The sequence below is a fragment of the Streptomyces antarcticus genome (assembly GCF_026627255.1).
Taxonomy (GTDB): Bacteria; Actinomycetota; Actinomycetes; order Streptomycetales; family Streptomycetaceae; genus Streptomyces; species Streptomyces antarcticus.
The window spans coordinates 59,732-74,721 of record NZ_JAPNLM010000008.1 but is presented as its reverse complement, the minus strand read 5'-3'; the positions used below and the strand labels follow the sequence as shown (position 1 = coordinate 74,721).

Below are 14,990 nucleotides of genomic sequence, written 5' to 3'. Positions count from 1 at the left end.
GCCGCGTCTCTCCGTTCGGGCCGTACACGGCCGGCCGCCGCGCGGGCGCGACGGGCGACCGCCCCGGAGGGGAACCGCAGCACCCGGGAGGGCGCATGAGCGACAGCGAACGCAACGCCGTCGTCGTCGGCGGCGGACTCGCCGGGGTCACCGCCGCACTCGAACTCGCCGACGCCGGACTGCGGGTCACGCTCCTGGAGGGCCGCCCGCGGCTCGGCGGGCTGGCCTTCTCGTTCAAGCGCGGCGAACTCACCGTCGACAACGGCCAGCACGTGTACCTGCGCTGCTGCACCGCCTACCGGTGGTTCCTCGACCGCGTCGACGGCGCCGCCCTCGCCCCGGTCCAGGACCGGCTCGACGTCCCCGTCCTCGACGTCGCCCACCCCGGCGGCCCGCGCCTGGGCCGGCTGCGCCGCAGCCGCCTGCCCGTGCCCCTGCACCTGGCCGGCTCCCTGGCCCGCTACCCGCACCTCTCCCTTGCCGAGCGGGCGTCCGTCGGGCGGGCCGCCCTCGCGCTGCGCCGGCTCGACCCCGCCGACCCGGTGCTGGACGGCCTGGACTTCGCGACCTGGCTCGGCCGCTACGGCCAGTCCGCCCGTACGATCGAGGCCCTGTGGGACCTCGTCGGCATCGCCACCCTCAACGCGACGGCCGAACAGTCCTCGCTGGGCCTGGCCGCCATGGTCTTCAAGACCGGCCTGCTCTCGGAGAACGGAGCCGCCGACATCGGCTGGGCCCGCGTACCGCTCGGCGACCTGCACGACACCCTCGCCCGCAAGGCGCTCGACGCGGCCGGCGTACGGACCGAGCTGCGCACCCGGGTCACCGCCGTCTCCCGTACGCCCGAAGGGCATTGGCGGGTCGACACCGAAGGGGAGTCCCTCGCCGCGGACACCGTCGTCCTCGCAGTCCCGCAGCGCGAGGCGCACGGACTGCTCCCGGCCGGGGCGCTCGCCGACCCGGACCGGCTCCTGGACATCGGCACCGCGCCGATCCTCAACGTCCACGTCGTCTACGACCGCAAGGTGCTCAAGCAGCCCTTCTTCGCCGCGCTCGGCTCCCCGGTGCAGTGGGTCTTCGACCGCACCGAGGCCTCCGGACTCCCCGACGGCGGCCAGTACCTGGCGCTGTCCCAGTCCGTCGCACAGGACGACATCGAGGAACCCGTCTCGCTCCTGCGCGACAAGTACCTGCCCGAGCTGGAGAAGCTGCTGCCGGCCGCGCGCGGCGCCAAGGTACGGGACTTCTTCGTCACCCGGGAGCGGACGGCCACCTTCGCCCCCACCCCCGGCGTCGGCCGGCTGCGCCCCGGCGCGCGGACCGACACGCCGGGGCTCTACCTGGCCGGTGCGTGGACTGCCACCGGCTGGCCCGCGACCATGGAGAGCGCCGTACGGAGCGGACTGAACGCGGCGCACGCCGCGCTCGCCGCACTCGGCCGCCCCCGCGAACACCCTCTGCAGGAGGCGGCATGACGACGACCACCAGCACGACCGGCACCGCACGTACAGGAACCAGAGGAGAACCAGTGAACCCGGGGAATCCGGCCGTCGAGAACACGGATGCCCGGGTGGGCACCGCCAGCGGGGAGAAGGCGGACACGCTCGCCCTCCTGGAGCGCGGCCGCACGCTGTCGACGCCCGTGCTCCGCGCCGCCGTCGGCCGGCTCGCGGCGCCCATGGACACCGTCGCCGCCTACCACTTCGGCTGGATCGACGCCCAGGGCAACCCCGCGGACGGCGACGGCGGCAAGGCCGTGCGCCCCGCCCTCGCGCTGCTCTCCGCAGAGGCCGCGGGCGCCGCGGCCGAGGTCGGCGTCCCGGGCGCCGTCGCGGTCGAACTCGTCCACAACTTCTCGCTGCTGCACGACGACCTGATGGACGGCGACGAGCAGCGCCGCCACCGCGACACGGTGTGGAAGGTGCACGGACCGGCGCTGGCGATCCTGGTCGGCGACGCGCTCTTCGCCCTCGCCAACGAGGTCCTGCTGGAGCTGGGCACCGTGGAGGCGGGCCGCGCCGCCCGCCGGCTGACCACCGCCAGCCGCAAGCTCATCGACGGCCAGGCCCAGGACATCTCCTACGAGCACCGCGAGCGCGTCAGCGTCGAGGAGTGCCTGGAGATGGAGGGCAACAAGACCGGCGCCCTCCTCGCCTGCGCCGTCTCCATCGGCGCGGTGCTCGGCGGAGCGGACGACCGCACCGCCGACAAGCTGGAGGAGTACGGCTACCACCTGGGCCTCGCCTTCCAGGCCGTCGACGACCTGCTCGGCATCTGGGGCGACCCGGAGGCCACCGGCAAGCAGACCTGGAGCGACCTGCGCCAGCGCAAGAAGTCGCTGCCGGTCGTCGCGGCCCTCGCGGCGGGCGGGCCCGCCTGCGAGGAGCTCGCCGAGCTGCTCGCCGCCGATGCCAAGAGCAACGACTTCGAGAACTTCTCGGAGGAGGAGTTCGCGGCCCGGGCGGCGCTGATCGAGGCGGCCGGCGGCCGCCAGTGGACCGCCGACGAGGCCCGCCGCCAGCACGCCGTCGCGATCCGCGCCCTGGACGACGTGGACATGCCGCAGACGGTGCGCGAGCAGCTGGTGGCCCTCGCCGACTTCGTCGTCGTACGCAAAAGGTGATCGCCGCCGACCAGCTGATATGACGCTACGGTCGCCGGCCGGCGCCGCCCCCCTCCGGGGCGTGCGCCGGTCGACGGCAGACCCCAGCACAGCACAGGCCACTGTTCTAAGGGGAAGCCATGACAGCGACGACCGACGGCGGCGCGGACAGCGCCGGCGCTGGCAGCGGAATCGAAGCCGGCCCCCGGCCGGGACCGGACCCGGCCGTGCCGTCGGTGGGTCCGGCCCGGCCGGAGGCCGCCGTCGCGGACCCGCCCGCACCACCGGATCCCGGGCCGCGGACACCGCACGAGGCGGCGGCGCGCGCGACGCGGCACCTCCTGGAACGCCAGGACCCCGAGGGCTGGTGGAAGGGCGACCTGGAGACCAACGTCACCATGGACGCCGAAGACCTGCTGCTGCGGCAGTTCCTCGGCATCCCGGACGAGGCCGTCACCGCCGCCACCGCCCTCTTCATCCGCGGCGAGCAGCGCTCCGACGGCACCTGGGCCACCTTCCACGGCGGACCCTCCGATCTCTCCGCCACCATCGAGGCGTACGTGGCCCTCCGCCTCGCCGGAGACGCCCCGGACTCCCCGCACATGGCCCGCGCCTCGGCATGGATCCGGGCCCACGGGGGCATCGCCGCCGCCCGGGTCTTCACCCGGATCTGGCTCGCGCTCTTCGGCTGGTGGAACTGGGACCACCTGCCCGAACTCCCCCCGGAGCTGGTGTTCCTGCCGTCCTGGGCCCCGCTGAACATCTACGACTTCGGCTGCTGGGCCCGCCAGACCATCGTCCCGCTCACCGTGGTCTCCGCGCTGCGCCCGGTCCGCCCCGGCCCGTTCGCCCTGGACGAGCTGCACGCCGACGCCCGGGTGCCGAACCCGCTCAAGCGGCTGGCCCCGCTGACCAGTTGGGACGGAGTCTTCCAGCGGATGGACAAGGCGCTGCACGTCTACCGGCGCTTCGCCCCGCGCCGGCTGCGCAAGGCCGCGATGGACACCGCCGGCCGCTGGATCGTCGAACGCCAGGAGAACGACGGCTGCTGGGGCGGCATCCAGCCGCCCGCCGTGTACTCCGTCATCGCCCTGCACCTGCTCGGCTACGACCTGAAGCATCCGGTGATGCGCGCCGGGCTGGAGTCCCTGGACCGGTTCGCGGTGTGGCGCGAGGACGGCGCCCGGATGATCGAGGCCTGCCAGTCGCCGGTCTGGGACACCTGCCTCGCCGCCATCGCACTGGCCGACGCGGGCCTGCCGGCCGACCACCCGGCGCTGGTCAAGGCGGCCGACTGGATGCTGGGCGAGGAGATCGTGCGCAGCGGGGACTGGGCGGTGCGGCGGCCCGGGCTCGCGCCCGGCGGGTGGGCGTTCGAGTTCCACAACGACACCTATCCCGACATCGACGACACCGCCGAGGTCGTCCTCGCCCTGCGCCGCGTCAGGCACCCCGACCCCGCCCGGGTGGAGGGTGCCATCGGCCGCGGGGTGTCCTGGACCCTCGGCATGCAGTCGAAGAACGGAGCCTGGGGCGCCTTCGACGCCGACAACACCAGCCCCTACCCGAACAAGCTGCCCTTCTGCGACTTCGGCGAGGTCATCGACCCGCCCTCGGCGGACGTCACCGCCCACGTCGTGGAGATGCTCGCCTTCGAGGGCCGGGCGGCGGACCCCCGGACCCGGCGCGGCATCACCTGGCTGCTCGCCGAACAGGAGCCGGAGGGAGGCTGGTTCGGCCGCTGGGGCACCAATTACGTCTACGGCACCGGCTCGGTGGTGCCCGCCCTGACCGCCGCCGGCCTCGCCCCGGGACACCCCGCGATCCGGCGGGCGGTGCGCTGGCTGGAGTCCGTACAGAACGAGGACGGCGGGTGGGGCGAGGACCAGCGCTCCTACAAGGACCCCTCGTGGGCCGGGAAGGGCGCCTCCACCGCCTCGCAGACCGCGTGGGCGCTGATGGCCCTGCTGTCGGCCGGCGAGCGCGACGGCGGGTCCGTCGAGCGCGGCATCGCCTACCTCGTGCGGACGCAGGAGGAGGACGGCTCCTGGGACGAGCCGTACTTCACGGGGACCGGGTTCCCCTGGGACTTCTCCATCAACTACCACTTGTACCGGCAGGTGTTCCCGCTCACCGCGCTCGGCCGCTACCTGTACGGGGAGCCCTCCGTCCGCGCCGCGGAGGCCTGATGGCCGGCGGGCCGGAGCACCCCTCCGGCGGCACGTCCCCGCTGCTCGTCGCCTGCGCGCTGCGCATCGAGCGGGCCGCCCTGCGCGGCACGGGCCGGGGGGGCGCCCCCGAGCGGTACGCCGTGCTGCGCACCGGCATGGGTCCGCGCGCGGCCGAGCGGGCCGTCGCCCGGGCCCTGGAACGACCGGGCATGGACCGGGCCGCCGTCCTCGCGACCGGGTTCTGCGCCGGACTCGTCCCCGGGATGCACCCCGGGGACCTGGTGGTGGCCGAGGAGACCCGGGACCCGCACGGTTCCGTCGCCTGCACCGGCACGGCCCTTCTCGCCGAGGCACTGGCCCGGGCCGCGCCCGGCCGTACCGTGCACCTCGGCGCACTGACCGGATCCGACCACGTCGTCCGCGGCCAGGAGCGCGCGCAGCTGCGCGCCACCGGCGCCGTCGCGGTCGACATGGAGTCCGCGGCCACGCTGTGGACCGCAACCCGGGGAGGCGGGGCGGCCGCAGGACGCCCCGTTGCCGCCGTCCGGGTGATCGTGGACGCTCCGGAGCACGAGCTCGTCCGCATCGGCACCGTCCGCGGTGGAATATCGGCCTTCCGTGTATTGCGTGCCGTACTGCCCGCTTTTTATGAATGGCACCGTTCTTCGCTGCTCCCCAGGAGGTGAGCCAGATGGCCATGCCGCTGCGCCAGTCCATCAGGGTCGGGACCTATCTTCTCGAACAGAAGCTCCGCAAGCGGGAGAAGTTCCCGCTGATCGTCGAGCTCGAACCGCTCTACGCCTGCAACCTGGCCTGTGAGGGCTGCGGGAAGATCCAGCACCCGGCGGGGGTGCTCAAGCAGCGCATGCCGGTCGCCCAGGCGGTCGGCGCCGTGCTGGAGTCGGGTGCGCCCATGGTGTCCATCGCGGGCGGCGAGCCCCTGATGCACCCGCAGATCCACGAGATCGTCCGGCAGCTGGTGGCGAAGCGGAAGTATGTATTCCTTTGCACCAACGCGCTGCTGCTGCGCAAGAAGATCGAGAAATTCACACCGTCCCCCTACTTCGCCTTCGCCGTGCACATCGACGGGCTGCGCGAGCGCCACGACGAGTCGGTCGCCAAGGAGGGCGTCTTCGACGAGGCGGTCGCGGCCATCAAGGAGGCGAAGCGCCGAGGTTTCCGGGTCACCACGAACTCGACCTTCTTCAACACCGACACCCCGCAGACGATCATCGAGGTGCTCAACTACCTGAACGACGACCTCCAAGTGGACGAGATGATGATCTCGCCCGCCTACGCCTACGAGAAGGCCCCCGACCAAGAGCACTTCCTGGGCGTCGAGCAGACCCGGGAACTCTTCAAAAAGGCCTTCTCCGGAGGCAACCGGCGCCGCTGGCGGCTCAACCACTCGCCGCTCTTCCTGGATTTCCTGGAAGGCAAGGCGGACTTCCCCTGCACCGCCTGGGCCATTCCGAATTACACGCTCTTCGGCTGGCAGCGCCCCTGTTACCTGATGAGCGACGGCTACGTGCCGACGTACCGCGAGCTCATCAACGACACCGACTGGAGCAAGTACGGCCGCGGCAAGGACCCGCGCTGCGCGAACTGTATGGCGCACTGCGGCTACGAGCCCACGGCCGTCCTCGCCACCATGGGCTCCCTGAAGGAGTCCCTGCGGGCGGCCCGGGAGACGATCGGCGGGAACCGGGGCAAGTCGGCATGAGCGCCGGACCGCGGGAGGAGGGCGGCCGGGGCGGGGGCTTCGACCTCGGCGCCCTGCTGGCCGAGCGCGGCGCGGAGCGGTACGAGCTGCACGCCCGGTACCTCAACCACCAGCTGCCCCGGATGCTGCACACCATCGGCTTCGACAAGGTCTACGAGCGGGCCGAGGGCGCCCACTTCTGGGACGACGAGGGCAACGACTACCTGGACATGCTGGCGGGATTCGGGGTGATGGGCGTGGGCCGCCACCACCCCGTGGTCCGCAAGGCCCTGCACGACGTGCTCGACGCCGGGCTCGCCGACCTGACCCGCTTCGACTGCCAGCCGCTGCCCGGGCTGCTGGCCGAGAAGCTCCTCTCGTACAGCCCGCACCTGGACCGGGTCTTCTTCGGCAACAGCGGCACCGAGGCGGTGGAGACCGCCCTGAAGTTCGCCCGGTACGCCACCGGGCGGCCCAGGGTCCTCTACTGCGACCACGCCTTCCACGGGCTGACCACGGGCGCGCTCTCGGTGAACGGGGAGGGCGGCTTCCGGGACGGCTTCGCGCCGCTGCTGCCCGACACGATGATCGCCCTCGGTGACCTGGCGGCCCTGGAGCGGGAACTGCGGCGCGGGGACGTGGCCGCCCTGGTGGTGGAGCCGATCCAGGGCAAGGGGGTCCTCGCCGCCCCGCCCGGATTCCTGCTCGCCGCTCAGGAGCTGCTGCACCGGTACAAGGCGCTGCTGATCGCCGACGAGGTGCAGACGGGCCTCGGACGGACCGGGGACTTCTACGCGTACCAGCACGAGCCGGGCGTGGAACCGGACCTCGTGTGCGTGGCCAAGGCGCTGTCCGGCGGCTACGTGCCGGTCGGCGCGACCCTGGGCAAGGACTGGATCTTCAGACGCGTCTACTCGTCCATGGACCGGGTGCTCGTCCACTCCGCGAGCTTCGGTTCCAACGCGCAGGCGATGGCGGCCGGGATCGCGGTGCTCTGCGTCATGGAGGACGAGGAGGTCGTCGCGAACGCGCGGGCCATGGGCGACCTGCTCCGCGGGCGGCTCGCGGCCCTCGTGGACGAGTACGAGCTGCTGCACGAGGTGCGGGGGCGCGGGCTGATGATCGGCATCGAGTTCGGCCGGCCGTCGTCGCTGGGGCTGCGCAGCCGGTGGACGATGCTCCAGGCGGCCCGCAAGGGTCTCTTCGCGCAGATGGTCGTGGTGCCGCTGCTGCAGAAGCACCGCATCCTCACCCAGGTGTCCGGTGACCACCTGGAAGTGATCAAGCTCATCCCGCCGCTCGTCGTGGACGAGGCCGACGTCGACCGGTTCGTCGGCGCCTTCCGCGAGGTCATGGACGAGGCCCACGCCGGGTCCGGGCTGATGTGGGACTTCGGCCGGACGCTGGTGAAGCAGGCCGTCGGCAACCGCTGAGCGCCGACGGCCCGCTCCGGCGAGGTCAGTCCAGCAGTCCGGCCCGGAGCCGGGCGAGGGTCTCGGGCGCGAGCCCGAGGCCCTCGGCCAGGTAGGCCTCCACCCCGCCCCAGGTCTCGTCGATGGTGTCGAACGCCGCCGTCAGGTACGCAGCGCGGGCGTCGAACAGCGGGGACAGCAGCTCCATCACCTCGGGGGAGCGGGCCTCGGGGGCGTCGCTGCCGCGGCGCAGCCGGTAGCGGCGGTGCGGGGCGTTGGACTCCAGGTAGTCCGCCACGATCGCCTCGCGCTCGACGCCCAGCGCGAGGAGGGTGACGGCGATCGACAGGCCGGCCCGGTCCTTGCCGGCCGCGCAGTGCATGAGCGCGGGGACGCTGTCCCCGGCGAGCGCGTGCAGGACCAGGCTGTGCTCGGCGGTGCGGTTCGCGATGATCGCGCGGTACGAGTGCGCCATCCGGGCCGCACCCCTCCCGTCGCCCAGGAGCCCGCGGAGCTGCTCCAGATCGCCGTCGCGGACCATCTTCCAGAACTCCCGGCCGTCCGCCGGATCCGAGAGCGGGATGTTGACGTTCCGGACTCCGGGGAGTTCCACGTCCGGCCCTTCCAGGGCGTGGTCGGCGTCGTTGCGGAAGTCGAAGACGGTGTGGAGCCCCAGCGAGTTGAGGAACTCTGTGTCGGTTTCGGTGGCATGTGCGAGATGTCCGCTTCGGAAGAGTCGTCCCGGCCTGACCCTCCGTCCGCCCGAAGCCGGCAATCCGCCCACGTCGCGGAAGTTCCGCACTCCGGTCAGCTCCGGCTCCGGTTGCGGTGCCCCGGTCGGGGTCGGGGGTATCTGCTGGGTCACGTGAACTCCTCCGCGTCGTCGTAGGGTGTCCGAATTGCGCTACTTGGCGACAACTTGCCATATCCGGAGGCGAGATCGGGCGCGTCCCCGTGAGCCAGATCATACGGTGACGGTGAGTGCCTGATCGCGGAAGCCGAATGGCCCAGCCAGACCGGTTGTTGGCGGCCGGGAATGGACGGAGGGTGACGGGAATTCCGTCGATCCCTCACCTCTGTGATTCCGTCAGGTAATTCGCGGCTTGTTCCTTGCGGCCGGACTCGATTACCTTCGCGATCGATCCGGGCGGACCGCCGAATCCTGCCGCCACCCGGAAAACCGCACCCGACTATTCACGCGCGGCAGGAGCGGGGGAACCAGGTAAGCCGCTGTCCCGAGTCTTCATATCGGGACGGCTTGGGGTGAAGCCGTACATGTGCCCATACGTGTGCGGCCGGACATCTCCAGTCCGAACCCGACAGCTCACCTCGCAGGCGACGGAGAGGAAACCGCCATGCCCGCAAAGGGTAAGCACCGCCGTCCCAAGTCCCTTTCCATCTCCCGCGGTTTCGCCGTCGCGGGCACCGGCGGTGCGGCCCTCGCGCTGCCGCTGCTGGGCGCCGCCGGCGCCCAGGCGGCCGGAGCCCCGGCCGCCGCGCCGGTGACGGCGCCCGCCGTGGCCCCTCAGCTGCCGGTCGCGCTGCAGGCGGCTCCCGCCGCGGCCCCGGCGGCCGCTCCGGCCGTGTACACGGTCGTGTCCGGCGACTACCTCTCCAAGATCGCCGCGGAGCGGGACCTGTCCGGCGGCTGGGAGCGGTTGTACGCCGACAACCGCGAGGCCGTCGGCGCCGACCCCTCGATGATCCACCCGGGCCTGAAGCTGACGCTCGGCGCGAAGGGCGCGTCGGCCCCGACCGCCTCCGCCCCGGCTCCGGCTCCGGCGGAGAAGCCGGTCCAGAAGAAGCAGAAGCCGGCCGAGGCCCCGGTCTCCGGCAAGGCCGCCGCCGGGGAGCAGGACGCCCCCGCCGCGAAGCCGCAGCCCAAGGCGAAGCAGAAGGCGCGCGACGCCGAGACCTCCACCGGCGCGGCGGCTCCCTCCGGCGCCGGCTTCGTGGCCCCCGTCGGCGGCGGGGTCTCCACCCAGTACAGGGCGAGCGGCGCCATGTGGTCCTCCGGTTACCACACCGGAGTCGACTTCATCGCGAGCTCCGGCACCACCGTCAAGGCCGTCGGCGCCGGCACCGTCGTCTCCGCCGGCTGGGGCGGCTCGTACGGCAACGAGGTCGTCATCCGGCACGCGGACGGCAAGTACTCCCAGTACGGCCACCTCTCCTCGCTGTCCGTCTCGGCCGGCCAGAGCGTGACCGCCGGCCAGCGCATCGGCCTCTCCGGCTCCACCGGCAACTCCTCCGGCCCGCACCTCCACTTCGAGATCCGCACGGGCCCGTCCTACGGCTCGGACATCAACCCGCTGGCCTACCTCCGCTCGAAGGGCGCCACCGTCTGACGGCATCCGCCGCGGGAGTGAAACGCGCGTCAGGCCGGGACCCGATGGGGGTCCCGGCCTGACGCGTACTTATTCCTTATCCCCCGGGTGGTATAGATCACGGTCCGTCAACCCCTGCTTACGTTGGCGTAGGTTGCCCGCCGCGGTGAAGGATGTTGTTTCGTGGCAGCGACGACGACGACACTCAAGACCATCGGCTCGTACGCGGCGATCGGGGACAGCTTCACCGAGGGTGTGGGGGACCCGGGACCGGGGGGATCGTTTCTCGGCTGGGCGGACCGGCTCGCCGTGCTCCTGGCCGATCGACGCGACGAGCACGACTTCCGATACGCGAACCTGGCCGTGCGCGGCCGGCTCCTCGACCAGATCGTGGCCGAGCAGGTCCCGCGGGCCAAGGCGCTCGCACCGGACCTCGTGACCTTCTGCGCGGGCGGCAACGACATCATCCGGCCCGGCAGCGACCCCGACGACGTGGCGGAGCGGTTCGAGGCCGCGGTGGCCGACCTCGCCGGGTCCGTAGGCCAGGTCATGATCACCACCGGCTTCGACACCCGCGGCGTTCCCGTCCTCAGGCACCTCCGCGGCAAGGTGGCGATGTACAGCGCCCACGTGCGCTCCATCGCCGACCGGTACGACTGCCCGGTGCTCGACCTCTGGTCCCTCAGGTCCGTACAGGACCGGCGGGCCTGGGACGGCGACCGGCTGCACCTGTCGCCCGAGGGGCACACGCGCGTGGCCCTGCGCGCCGCGCAGGTGCTGGGGATCCAGGTGCCGGCCGACCCCGACCAGCCGTGGCCGCCGCAGCGGCCGCGCGGCTCGGTGGACACCACCCGGGACAACATCCAGTGGGCGCGCGAACACCTCGCCCCCTGGATCGGCCGGCGGCTGCGCGGGGAGTCCTCCGGGGACCACGTCGCGGCGAAGCGGCCGGACCTGCTGCCGCTGTAGACGGGCGGGGACGGGAGACGGGGGTTGGGGCTGGGGGTCGGGGGTCGGGGCCGGGTGTCAAGACGCCGGGGCGGTGGCGGCGGGGCGCCCTCGGGGGAAAGGGGAGAGGGGCGGGACGGCCGGGGCGCGTGCGACACGGGGGACCACCCGGCCGGGAGAGGAATCCTTCGGGGCCCGTGTGCGTTGGGATGGGGGTAGACGTCCACGACCCGCGTGACCCATCCTCCCAGGAGGCGCTTTGACCGGCTCCCGTCCCCTGCGTCCACGGCTGCGCGCCCTGCGGCCCGAAGCCTTCGGCGCGGACCCGTCCGGCGCCCGGCTGGAGCGCATCCGCCGCTCGCCGAACTTCGCCGACGGCGTCTTCCAGAACCCGGTCGGCGCCCGGACCAGGCCCTCCGGGTCGATGCGGGAGTTCGCCAAGATCTACTTCCACAAGGAACAGCGGCTGCGCCGCAACCCAGGCGCGCCGATCCCCGTCTACCCGACCACCCTCGCGGAACTGGCCAGGCCGCCCGCGAGCGGGCTGCGCGTGACCTGGATGGGCCATTCCAGCGTGCTCGCCGAGATCGACGGGCGACGCGTGCTGTTCGACCCGGTCTGGGGCGACCGCTGCTCCCCCTTCCCGTTCGCCGGGCCCAAGCGGCTGCATCCGGTGCCGGTACCCCTGGCCTCGCTGGGTGACGTCGACGTCGTGGTGATCTCGCACGACCACTACGACCACCTCGACCTCCCGACGATCAAGAGCCTGGCCGGTACGGACACGGTCTTCGCGGTCCCGCTCGGCGTCGGCGCGCACCTGGAGCGCTGGGGAGTCCCGGCCGACCGGCTGCGCGAGCTCGACTGGAACGAGAGCACCAAGATCGCCGGACTCACCCTCACGGCGACCCCGGCCCGGCACTTCTGCGGGCGCGGCCTGCGCAACCAGCAGCACACCCTGTGGGCGTCCTGGGTGGTAGCGGGCGACGACCACCGGATCTACCACAGCGGCGACACCGGGTACTTCCCCGGCTTCCGCGAGATCGGCGCCGCGCACGGCCCCTTCGACGCCACGATGATCCAGATCGGGGCCTACTCGGAGTACTGGCCCGACATCCACATGACCCCCGAGGAGGGCATGCGCGCCCACCTCGACCTCCAGGGCGGCATCCCGCACGGCACGATGCTGCCGATCCACTGGGGCACCTTCAACCTGGCCCCCCACCCGTGGGACGAGCCGGGCGAGGGCACCGTCGCCGCCGCCGGGGAAAGCGGGGCGGCCATCGCCCTGCCGATTCCGGGCCAGCCCTTCGAACCGGGAACGGCCTCGGTCCCGGCCGCACCGTGGTGGCGCCCGTTCGTGGCGGCCAGGGCGGCGGGCACCGTGCAGACGGCGGAGGCCTTCCCGGCCGCCGGAGAAGCACCGTCGGCGGCGTCCGCGGCGCCGAGTCCCGTGGGGCGCGAGGAGTCCGAGGCCGTCGGGTCGTAGGTGCGCCGAGGGGCCGTCGGGTCGCAGGTGCGCCAAGAGGCCGTCGGCTCGTGGAGGCACCGGCCCGCGGGGGCGGGTCGTCCGGCGCGGGGCCACCGCGGTCCCCGCGCCGGAGGCGCCCCGGCGGATTCGGGCGGTTGTGCGAGCGCTCCACCGGGAGCGGGAAGCACCCTGCCCAACTTCCCCAACTCGCCGTCCGGGGCGGGAGGGTGCGGTCTAGCGTGGGTAACCGGTGATCAACACCGGCCCCGAGAACGCTGGGGGCCGGGCCCCACGTACCGAGGACGCAGATGTCCGGACTTCGCGCCGCCCGCCACTCCCCGTCGAGACACGCCGTCACCGGTCCGGGCCGGCAGATAAGGCCCCAGCTGGTCCGCGCCGCCCTGCTGCCCGCCCTCGCCGCCGGGCTCAGCGGCGCCGCCGCGGTGATCTTCACCCTCCAGCTCGGCGGCGGAGCGGGCGAGCTGGACGCCCGGCTGTGGCCCGTACTGACCGGCTGCGCCCTGCTCGTCGTCGCCGCCCTCGCGGCGGCCCTCCTCGGAGCCCAGCGCTCCGCCAAGGCGGTCCGGGACCGGTGCGAGGCGCTGCGCCGCTCGAGCGTGCGCGGGCGGCAGGAACTGCGGGCCGCCGCCGACCGGCTGGAGCGCGGCGAGGCACCGGCGCGCCCGGTGCGCGGCGGCCCGACCGGACCGCCGCCCGGCGGCGACCCGACGGGCGTGGACGAGTTCTGGCTGCTCTCCCAGGAGCTGCGGGGCGCCCGCGAGCAGGCGTACTCGACCGTCGCGCGGCTGGCCGGCCCGGTCACCCCGTCCGACAGCGAGCGGAAGGTGGAGGTGTTCGTCAACCTCGCCCGCCGGCTGCAGTCGCTCGTCCACCGGGAGATCTCGCTTCTGGACGGCCTGGAGGACACGGTCGAGGACCCGGACCTGCTCAAGGAGCTCTTCCACGTCGACCACCTCGCCACCCGCATCCGCCGCCACGCCGAGAACCTGGCCGTGCTCGGCGGCGCGGCTTCGCGCCGCCAGTGGACCCGGCCCATCGACCTGAGCGAGGTGCTCCGCTCCTCGGTCGCGGAGGTCGAGCAGTACACCCGGGTCAAGGTGGTACCCCCGGCCGGCGGCAGCGTACGCGGCCACGCCGTCGCCGACGTGGTGCACCTGCTGGCCGAACTGGTCGAGAACGCCACCGTGTTCTCCGCCCCCGACACCGATGTGGTGCTGCGGGCCGAGCGGGTCACCGCCGGGATCGCGGTCGAGGTGGAGGACCGGGGACTCGGCATGCCGCCCGCGGAGCAGCACCGGATGAACGCCCTGCTCGGCGACCCCGACCGGATCAGCGTCCGGAACCTGCTCGCCGACGGGCGGATCGGCCTGTTCGTCGTCGCGGCCCTGGCCCGGCGGCACGGGATCGCCGTCGAGCTCAAGTCCAACATCTACGGCGGTGTGCTCGCCGTCCTGGTGCTGCCGCAGGAACTGCTGGGCGCGGAGGCGCCGGGCGCCGCCGACGCGGTGGGCGGCTCCCGGCCGACCTCCTGGGGGACCGGTGCGGGGACGGGGACGCCGCCCCTGGAGCCCGTACGGGTGGGGCCGCCGCGCCAGGAGTCCCCGGACGCGGGACGGGCGGCACCGGCTTGGGGGGCCGCGCCCGCCCGGGAGGCGGAACCGGCATGGGGGACTGAACCGGCTTGGGGCGCCGCGCCGCCGCAGCCGGCGTGGGAGGAGCCGGCCCGCCCGCCGCGGCCCTCACGGGAGTGGGCCGCGAAGGCGGACGGGCTCGAGCGGTCCGACCGGCTCGAGCGGTCCGACCGGTCCGAGCGGGCCGAGTTCGGGGAGCCGGCCGAGGCCGGGCCGTGGGAGCCGGAGCGGACCGGGCCGTGGGGCGCGGTCGGGCCGGAGCTGTGGGGCACGGCCGGGCCGGAGCCGTGGGGCGCGGCCGAGACCCCGCCGTGGGATGCCGTGCCGGGGGTCCCCGGCCCGGCGGACCCCGGCCGGCGGGACGACGCCCGGGACGAGCCCCTCGCCGGGGTCGCGGCCCAAGCCCCCTACGGGCGGGCCGGGGAGGCGCGGGGCCTCGTACCCGTGCCGCTTCCCGAGCGCCCGTACGCCCCCGCCGAGCGGACCGTGCCCGCCGCCCGCGACGGCGGCGACCGGCCCTCGCTGCCCCGGCGCCGCGCCCAGGAGCACCTCGTCCCGCAGCTGCGCGAGGCCCCTGCCCCGCGCCGGGACGACGACACCGGACAACCCCTGCACGACCCCGGCCTGATGGCTGCCTTCCAACGGGGCTTCGGACTGGCCCAGTCGGAGCACCCGGCATGATCCCGACCCCCCACCCCAGCAAGGAGC

At 73.6% G+C, this 14,990-nt stretch carries 11 protein-coding genes and 1 riboswitch; of the genes, 10 read left to right on the top strand and 1 reads right to left on the bottom strand.

All coding sequences use genetic code 11. From position 1 onward, the window contains the following. Positions 1–95 precede the first annotated feature (95 nt). The 6 genes from hpnE (at position 96) to OTB16_RS14555 (ending at position 7,908) form a co-directional block, all read left to right on the top strand. On the top strand, positions 96–1,475 hold the full coding sequence (gene hpnE, locus OTB16_RS14580) for a hydroxysqualene dehydroxylase HpnE (RefSeq protein WP_267720572.1): 1,380 nt from the start codon (positions 96–98) through the stop codon (positions 1,473–1,475). Positions 1,476–1,528: 53 nt separating this feature from the next. Further along, a complete protein-coding gene (locus tag OTB16_RS14575) occupies positions 1,529–2,623 on the top strand; it encodes a polyprenyl synthetase family protein (protein WP_420717698.1) in 1,095 nt (364 codons plus the stop codon). Positions 2,624–2,742: 119 nt separating this feature from the next. Further along, the gene (gene shc, locus OTB16_RS14570) at positions 2,743–4,791 is read left to right on the top strand and encodes a squalene--hopene cyclase (RefSeq protein ID WP_267720570.1); all 2,049 of its coding nucleotides are present in this window, start codon (positions 2,743–2,745) and stop codon (positions 4,789–4,791) included. Next, positions 4,791–5,459: a phosphorylase family protein gene (locus OTB16_RS14565; RefSeq protein WP_267720569.1), complete on the top strand. Its 669-nt coding sequence runs from the start codon at positions 4,791–4,793 to the stop codon at positions 5,457–5,459. The genes shc and OTB16_RS14565 overlap by 1 nt, the downstream gene beginning before the upstream one ends. Before the next feature lie 5 nt (positions 5,460–5,464). Beyond that, positions 5,465–6,496: an adenosyl-hopene transferase HpnH gene (hpnH, locus tag OTB16_RS14560; protein ID WP_267720751.1), complete on the top strand. Its 1,032-nt coding sequence runs from the start codon at positions 5,465–5,467 to the stop codon at positions 6,494–6,496. Continuing rightward, positions 6,493–7,908 carry an aspartate aminotransferase family protein gene (locus OTB16_RS14555; protein ID WP_267720568.1) on the top strand — a complete coding sequence of 472 codons (1,416 nt, stop codon included), beginning with the start codon at positions 6,493–6,495 and terminating at the stop codon, positions 7,906–7,908. The genes hpnH and OTB16_RS14555 overlap by 4 nt, the downstream gene beginning before the upstream one ends. Positions 7,909–7,933: 25 nt before the next feature. On the opposite strand, the gene OTB16_RS14550 is transcribed toward OTB16_RS14555, so the two are convergent. After that, entirely contained in the window at positions 7,934–8,752 is an 819-nt protein-coding gene (locus tag OTB16_RS14550; RefSeq protein WP_267720567.1) for a tyrosine-protein phosphatase, read from the bottom strand. A 312-nt stretch (positions 8,753–9,064) separates the two neighbouring features. Then, positions 9,065–9,240, top strand: a riboswitch (cyclic di-AMP (ydaO/yuaA leader). A 2-nt stretch (positions 9,241–9,242) separates the two neighbouring features. Between OTB16_RS14550 and OTB16_RS14545 the strand changes: the two genes are divergently transcribed. From OTB16_RS14545 to OTB16_RS14530, 4 genes are all read left to right on the top strand, one after another. Continuing rightward, entirely contained in the window at positions 9,243–10,235 is a 993-nt protein-coding gene (locus OTB16_RS14545; RefSeq protein WP_267720566.1) for a LysM peptidoglycan-binding domain-containing M23 family metallopeptidase, read from the top strand. A 162-nt stretch (positions 10,236–10,397) separates the two neighbouring features. After that, a complete protein-coding gene (locus tag OTB16_RS14540; protein WP_267720565.1) occupies positions 10,398–11,183 on the top strand; it encodes an SGNH/GDSL hydrolase family protein in 786 nt (261 codons plus the stop codon). Positions 11,184–11,421: 238 nt separating this feature from the next. Then, complete coding sequence (locus tag OTB16_RS14535) at positions 11,422–12,648, top strand: MBL fold metallo-hydrolase (protein WP_267720564.1); 1,227 nt, start codon at positions 11,422–11,424, stop codon at positions 12,646–12,648. A gap of 290 nt (positions 12,649–12,938) precedes the next feature. Continuing rightward, positions 12,939–14,963, top strand: a complete 2,025-nt coding sequence (locus OTB16_RS14530) for a sensor histidine kinase (RefSeq protein ID WP_267720563.1) — start codon at positions 12,939–12,941, stop codon at positions 14,961–14,963. Positions 14,964–14,990 lie beyond the last annotated feature (27 nt).

What these genes read in the sequence shown, in the direction of transcription:
- hpnE (WP_267720572.1), top strand. Translation starts at nt 96, where the DNA reads ATGAGCGACAGCGAACGCAACGCCGTCGTCGTCGGCGGCGGACTCGCC.
- shc (WP_267720570.1), top strand. Translation starts at nt 2,743, where the DNA reads ATGACAGCGACGACCGACGGCGGCGCGGACAGCGCCGGCGCTGGCAGC.
- OTB16_RS14565 (WP_267720569.1), top strand. Translation starts at nt 4,791, where the DNA reads ATGGCCGGCGGGCCGGAGCACCCCTCCGGCGGCACGTCCCCGCTGCTC.
- hpnH (WP_267720751.1), top strand. Translation starts at nt 5,465, where the DNA reads ATGGCCATGCCGCTGCGCCAGTCCATCAGGGTCGGGACCTATCTTCTC.
- OTB16_RS14555 (WP_267720568.1), top strand. Translation starts at nt 6,493, where the DNA reads ATGAGCGCCGGACCGCGGGAGGAGGGCGGCCGGGGCGGGGGCTTCGAC.
- OTB16_RS14545 (WP_267720566.1), top strand. Translation starts at nt 9,243, where the DNA reads ATGCCCGCAAAGGGTAAGCACCGCCGTCCCAAGTCCCTTTCCATCTCC.
- OTB16_RS14530 (WP_267720563.1), top strand. Translation starts at nt 12,939, where the DNA reads ATGTCCGGACTTCGCGCCGCCCGCCACTCCCCGTCGAGACACGCCGTC.